Annotated in this window: 7 protein-coding genes; 1 reads left to right on the top strand and 6 read right to left on the bottom strand. The window is 67.8% G+C overall.

Annotated features, from left to right (window positions below; all coding sequences use genetic code 11):
- Positions 1-75: 75 nt before the first annotated feature.
- Genes A5750_RS26525 through A5750_RS18385 form a run of 3 tightly spaced genes read right to left on the bottom strand, consistent with a single transcriptional unit; the run spans position 76 to position 2218 of the window.
- Positions 76-204 (bottom strand): hypothetical protein, encoded by a 129-nt coding sequence (locus A5750_RS26525; protein WP_255396762.1) that lies wholly within the window; start codon positions 202-204, stop codon positions 76-78.
- Between the two features lie 9 nt (positions 205-213).
- Entirely contained in the window at positions 214-1269 is a 1056-nt protein-coding gene (locus A5750_RS18390) for a putative zinc-binding metallopeptidase (protein WP_066958136.1), read from the bottom strand.
- The gene (locus A5750_RS18385) at positions 1262-2218 is read right to left on the bottom strand and encodes a transglutaminase family protein (RefSeq protein ID WP_066958133.1); all 957 of its coding nucleotides are present in this window, start codon (positions 2216-2218) and stop codon (positions 1262-1264) included. Before A5750_RS18385 ends, A5750_RS18390 begins: the two co-directional genes overlap by 8 nt.
- Positions 2219-2292: 74 nt before the next feature.
- Here A5750_RS18385 and A5750_RS18380 point away from each other — a divergent pair, with 74 nt between their 5' ends.
- Positions 2293-2682, top strand: coding sequence for an MmcQ/YjbR family DNA-binding protein (locus A5750_RS18380; protein ID WP_067264747.1), 390 nt, complete (start codon positions 2293-2295; stop codon positions 2680-2682).
- A 5-nt stretch (positions 2683-2687) separates the two neighbouring features.
- On the opposite strand, the gene A5750_RS18375 is transcribed toward A5750_RS18380, so the two are convergent.
- The 3 genes from A5750_RS18375 to aspS are packed head-to-tail and all read right to left on the bottom strand — an operon-like array spanning position 2688 to position 5981.
- The gene (locus A5750_RS18375) at positions 2688-3734 is read right to left on the bottom strand and encodes an aromatic acid exporter family protein (protein WP_067264756.1); all 1047 of its coding nucleotides are present in this window, start codon (positions 3732-3734) and stop codon (positions 2688-2690) included.
- A gap of 25 nt (positions 3735-3759) precedes the next feature.
- Positions 3760-4203, bottom strand: coding sequence for a nitroreductase family deazaflavin-dependent oxidoreductase (locus A5750_RS18370; RefSeq protein WP_067264744.1), 444 nt, complete (start codon positions 4201-4203; stop codon positions 3760-3762).
- Complete coding sequence (gene aspS / locus A5750_RS18365) at positions 4200-5981, bottom strand: aspartate--tRNA ligase (RefSeq protein WP_156664357.1); 1782 nt, start codon at positions 5979-5981, stop codon at positions 4200-4202. Before aspS ends, A5750_RS18370 begins: the two co-directional genes overlap by 4 nt.
- Positions 5982-6031: the final 50 nt, after the last annotated feature.

Genomic DNA, 6031 nt, shown 5'->3' with positions numbered 1-6031 from the left:
CCCCTCAAACCCTACGAACACCCACCGACAAAAAAGACCACATTGTGACGTCTGAAGCCAAAGTGACACAAGGGATTACAGATAGCAGATCACACGTTCGACGCCGCCGGATCCATGGCGCCCCCGGTAGCGGTGCGGGTCGGGCAGTCGCCGACGACGCAGCATGTGCACCAACACCAGATCCGCCGTGATGGAAAAGCACACCGTCGCGGGCTAGCCCGCGATAGCGGCGGGCCCCCGCGACTCGGAGGTCACCTCGTCGACCACGGTGTAGATGAACTTCATCTTCTCCAGCACCGCAACCGGCAGCACGAACGGGTACAGGTCGTCGTGGCCCATCGACCGGTTCACCATGTTCAGCGACCACGACAACGGCAGCCACATGTCGATAATCATCTGAAAAGCGCTGGGGCCCAGGGCTGGTCGGTCGAAGGTGGCCGACGCCGACGCGAAGCCGCACCACGCCGAGGTGTCCAGCGTGTCGCGGATGTGCAGGTAGTGGGCGAACGTCTCGGCCCAGTCCTCGGCGGGATGCATGGTGGCGTACGACGACACGAAGTCTTCCTGCCAGTCCTCGGGCGGCCCCTCGCTGTAATGCCGGTCCAGCGCCTCCTGGTAGTCGGCGTCGGGATCACCGAACAGCTCGTTGAACCGCGCCAGGTAGTCGCTGGACGGGGCGATCAGCCGGTAGAAGTAGTAGTGCCCGATCTCGTGCCGGAAGTGACCCAGCAGGGTGCGGTACGGCTCCTCCATCTCCACCCGCAGCTGCTCGCGGTGCACGTCGTCGCCCTCGGCCAGATCCAGTGTGATGACGCCGTTGTCGTGCCCCGTCATCACCTTCTCGTGCGCGCTGGACAGCAGATGGAAGGCCAATCCCTGCTCGGAATCTTGATCGCGCCCGATGATCGGCAGCTTCAGCTCGTGCAGCTCGGCGATCAGCCGCCGTTTGGCCGCCTCGGCTCGGGCGAACTCCGCCAGGCCGGCGGCGTCGGAGTCGTTGGGCCGCACCGTGGTCAGCGCGCAGGACGGGCACAACAGCCGCGGATTGTTGATCGGCACCAGCCAATTGCATTCGGCCAGCTGAAGATTGGCGCATAGCTGATACTCGGCGGCGTCCACGAAACCGGCGTGCTCGCCGGCGTTCTCCTCGGCGATCACCAGCAGGGCCATTTGCTCGAGCGAAAAGCCCAGCGCGCTGCCGCAGTTCAGGCAGGTGGAGTTCTCGAACATCAGGCGCTGGCCGCAATTGGGGCAGTTGAAGTCACGCATGGAGCACATCCCCCTCGAAGGGCACCACGTCGACCGCAACGTCGATCACGCTACGTTCGGAATCGGTGTAGATGATGCCCCGCAGCGGCGGCACGTCCGCGTAGTCGCGGCCGCGTCCGACGATGATGTAGCGCTCGTCGACCAGCTGATCGTTCGTGGGGTCCAAACCCAGCCATTCGAACTGGCCGGGCTCCTGCGGTGTCCACACCGCCGCCCAGGCGTGGGTGGCGTCTATACCGATCATTCGATCCTTCCCCGGTGGCGGGTCGGTGGCCAGGTAGCCGGACACGTAGCTGGCCGCAAGACCGTTGGCGCGCAGGCAGGCGATCGCCAGCCGTGCAAAGTCCTGACATACCCCTTCCCGGGCCGCCAGAACCTCATTGACCCCGGTGGAAATCGTCGTCGACCCGGAGCGGTAGGTGAAGTCGGCGAAAATCCGCGACGCGAGGTCGCGCAGCACGTCGACCAGCGGGCGCTCCGGGACGAAACTGGGCGCCGCGTATTCGCGGACCTCGTCGGTGATCTCGGGCGGGTTGAGATCCAGGGTGAATTCCGCGGCGAGCGCTCCCCTGCCCCCCGTCGGGCGGGCCGCTTCCCACGGTTGCACCGCCGGGCCGCTGGTGTAGCGCCCGGGAGCCGGTGGATACACGTCCACGATGGAGTCGCTGGTGACGGTCAGGGTGTGATGCGGCTCCGTGACGTGGAAGTACGAGCTGATGTTGCCGTAGACGTCGCTGCTGGTGGAGACGTCGGCGGGCGCGGGATCGATGGTCAGCTCGTGCACGATGCACCGCTGCCGCATCGAATCCCGCGGGGTGAGGAAGCCGCGGCCATACGAGCTGGTCACGACGTCGGAGTAGCGGTACTCGGTGCGGTGGGTGACTCGATGGCGGCGGGCGGCCCCGGCGTCGGCTGCAGACACAAGGCTGATCACATCACACCGGGCCATCCCACGCCGTCCGCGGCGCAAAACCGTTTGCCGATACGGCGGCACGCGGGCGAAACCGGGAGCACAATCGAGATGTGGCCACGTGGTACGACGTCGCCCGCATCGTTCGTGAGCTGGCACTCACCTCGGAGCCGTCACCGCATGAGTGGCGGGTCGGTAAGAAGTTGCTGGCCTGGGAGCGACCGTTGCGCCCTTCCGAACGCGAGGCGCTGGAACACGAAGGCCTGGAACCGCCCGACGGCGAAATTCTCGGCGTGCGGGTGTCCGACGAGGGGGTCAAGTTCGGGCTGATCGCCGACGAGCCGGACGTGTATTTCACGACGCCGCATTTCGACGGCTACCCGGTGGTGCTGGTCAGGCTCGCCAAGATCGCGGTCCGCGACCTCGAGGATCTGATCACCGAGGCGTGGCTGACGCAGGCCCCGAGGAAGTTGGTCCAGGAGTTCTTGGCCGACTCGCGCTGACTCGGTCACACGTGCCGAAGATCGATGACCCGTTGCAGATCGTCGACACAGGCGCTGACGACGTCGGCCAGGATCAACTGGGTTTTCTCGCGCGCGGCTGACTGCAATTCCGAAGCGTGATGACGCGCGGACGCGGCGTACGCGCACGCGCCGGCGGGATCGCGGTCGGCGAGAGCGGTTCCGGCCCCCAGCACCACCAACACCGTGTGCACGGGCCGCGGAAGCCCCTCGCGGAAGCCGTCGGCGTTGTTGGCGACGGCGCGGGCGAGTTGCAGCACCGAACCGGCCAGCAAGGCCACGTGCACGGCCTGATGGTCGGCGGCCTCGACGGTGTCCCGCAGGCCCCAGCGTCGCGGGGCGATGGTGACGACGTGGCGGGCGGTGGTGCGCGCCTCCAGCAGTCCGCTGAGCTGCTCGTGCATTCGGTCGACGGCCGTCAGCGGCCAGTCGGGAGGGGGTGCTCTGCGCCCGGCGGCGATGTCCGCGGCTCGCGACAAGACGTCGTGCAACACGCTCAGCACTCCGACGCGGGCGGTGCGCAGCAGCTGCAGCGGGTCGGCGGGGAACAGCAATACGGCGAAAACGATGGCCACCGCGCCGCCGATCAGCGCGTCGAAGATGCGTTCCAGGCCGACGCCGCCGCGGTAGAGGGCCAGCACCAGGATCGCCGACACCACGGTCTGGTTGGCGAACATCATCCCGTGCCCGATGAAGCCGCCCCCGATGAAGACCGCGGCGCCCAGCGCGACCAGCGCGGCGACTCCGATGGGGAGCGCCCCGGGTCCCAGCAGGCCCTGCACCACCGAGCCGACCCCGATCCCCAGGGTGACCCCGACCATCATCTGGACGGCGCGTTGCGCGCGCAGCACGTTGCTCGTCGACAACGACACCGCCGCGGCGATCGGCGCGAAGAACGGCTGCGGGTGCTCCAGGAGATCGTGCGCGAGGTACCAGGACAGGCCCGCGGCCACCGCGGTCTGCACCAGGTTGAACCACACCACACGCAGCCGTTTGAGACCCGCGCGGGCGGCGGCGAGAGCCGCGGGAGCCATCGTCCGCCGCAAGGTGCCCACGGGCCTAGGTGCGCTGCAACTCGAACAACGGAATGACCCGGCTGGTCTTGGACTGGTATTCGGCGAAGCCGGGGGCGGCCGCGGTGACCTTCTCGAAGAGCGCGTCGCGCTCGTCGGACGGCAACTCGCGCGCCGTGACGGCGAACTCCTGCACTCCCTCCGGGGCGCCGATCTCGACACGTGCCCGCGGGTTGGCCCGCAGGTTGTGCACCCACGCCGGGCTTACCGGGGAACCGGCGAAGGAGCCGATGATGATCAGCTTGCCGTCGATGCGGAAATAGGCCAGCGGCGACACCCGCGACTCGCCGGACTTCGCGCCGGTCGTGTGCAGCAGCAGCAGGTTGGCGTTCTCGAACTGGCCGCCCACCTTGCCGCCGTTGGTCCGGAACTCGTCGATGATGGCGCTGTTGAAGTTGTTGATCGTCGCGGTGTCAGGCATTTCGGTCATGCCCGGTCAACCTTTTCTGGCTTGGCGTCTATTCCGGACTCCTTGCGCTGCTGGGCGGTGATCGGCGCGGGCGCATCGGTGAGCGGGTCGACGCCGCCGCCGGTCTTCGGGAACGCGATCACCTCGCGGATCGAGTCCACCCGGGACAGCAGCGCGTTGATGCGGTCCCAGCCGAAGGCGATCCCGCCGTGCGGCGGCGCGCCAAAGGTGAACGCCTCCAACAGGAATCCGAACTTTTCTTCCGCCTCGGCCTGGTCCAGGCCCATCACGGCGAACACCCGCTCCTGGATGTCGCGCCGGTGAATACGGATCGAGCCGCCGCCGATCTCGTTGCCGTTGCAGACGATGTCGTAGGCGTCGGCCAGCACGCTGCCGGGATCGGTGTCCACCACGTCGGAGTATTCGGGTTTGGGCGAGGTGAACGCGTGATGCACCGCGGTCCAGGCGCCGGAGCCGACGGCCACGTCACCGGCGGCGGTCGCCTCGTCGGCGGGCTCGAACAGCGGCGGGTCCACCACCCAGACGAACGCCCACGCGTCGGGGTCGATCATGTCGAGCCGGCTGGCGATCTCCCCGCGCGCGGCACCCAATAAGGCGCGCGACGACTTCGGCGGCCCGGCCGAGAAGAAGATGCAGTCCCCTGGCTTCGCCCCGACGTGCGCGGCCAATCCGTCCCGTTCGGTGTCGCTGAGGTTCTTGGCGACCGGGCCGGCGAGCGTGCCGTCGTCGCCGACCAGCACGTAGGCCAGCCCGCGGTGCCCGCGCTGCTTGGCCCAGTCCTGCCAGCCGTCCAGCGTGCGCCGCGGCTGCGACGCCCCGCCGGGCATCACCACCGCACCGACGTACGGTGCCTGGAAAACTCGAAATGTGGTGTCGGAGAAGAACTCTGTGCACTCGACGAGCTCGAGCCCGAACCGCATGTCCGGCTTGTCGGAGCCGAACCGTCGCATCGCATCCGCATAGGTGATCCGCGGGATCGGCGTTGGGACCTGGTATCCGATCAACGCCCACAACGCGGTCAGGATCTCCTCGGAGATCGCGATGATGTCCTCGGCGTCCACGAAGCTCATCTCCATATCGAGCTGGGTGAACTCGGGCTGACGGTCGGCCCGGAAATCCTCGTCGCGGTAGCAGCGGGCGATCTGGTAGTAGCGCTCCATCCCGGCCACCATCAGCAATTGCTTGAACAGCTGCGGGCTCTGCGGCAGGGCGTAGAACGAGCCGGGGTGCAGCCGGGCCGGCACCAGGAAGTCGCGCGCGCCTTCGGGCGTCGAGCGGGTGATGGTCGGTGTCTCGATCTCGACGAAGTCGTGGCCCGCCAGCACCGCACGGGCGGCGGCATTCACGTTGGAGCGCAGGCGAAGTGCCGCGGCGGGGCCATCGCGGCGTAGGTCGAGATAGCGGTACTTCAGCCGCAGCTCCTCGCCGGCGGGTTCGTCGAGCTGGAACGGCAGCGGCGCGCTGTCGCCGAGCACGGTCAGGGAGGCGACGTTGACCTCGATGTCGCCGGTGGCGATCTCGGGATTGGCATTGCCTTCCGGGCGGATCTCGACGACGCCGGTCACCGCGACGCAGAACTCGGCGCGCAACCGGTGCGCCTGGGCCAGCACCTCGGCGTTGCGGAACACCACCTGCGCGATACCCGAGGCGTCGCGCAGGTCGATGAAGATGACCCCGCCGTGGTCGCGGCGGCGAGCCACCCAGCCCGCGAGCGTCACCTGCTGCCCGGCGTCGCTGCTTCTCAGCGAACCGGCGGCGTGGCTGCGCAGCACAAACACTCCTTTTTCAGCGGGCTTTGGACGAGTGACCAGTCTAGAGGAGGTACTTT

Origin of the sequence: Mycobacterium sp. 852002-51613_SCH5001154 (assembly GCF_001667425.1) — a bacterium.
Classification (GTDB): Bacteria; Actinomycetota; Actinomycetes; order Mycobacteriales; family Mycobacteriaceae; genus Mycobacterium.
The sequence above is the reverse complement of the archived record's forward strand: the minus strand, read 5'-3'. Positions and strand labels throughout refer to the sequence as shown.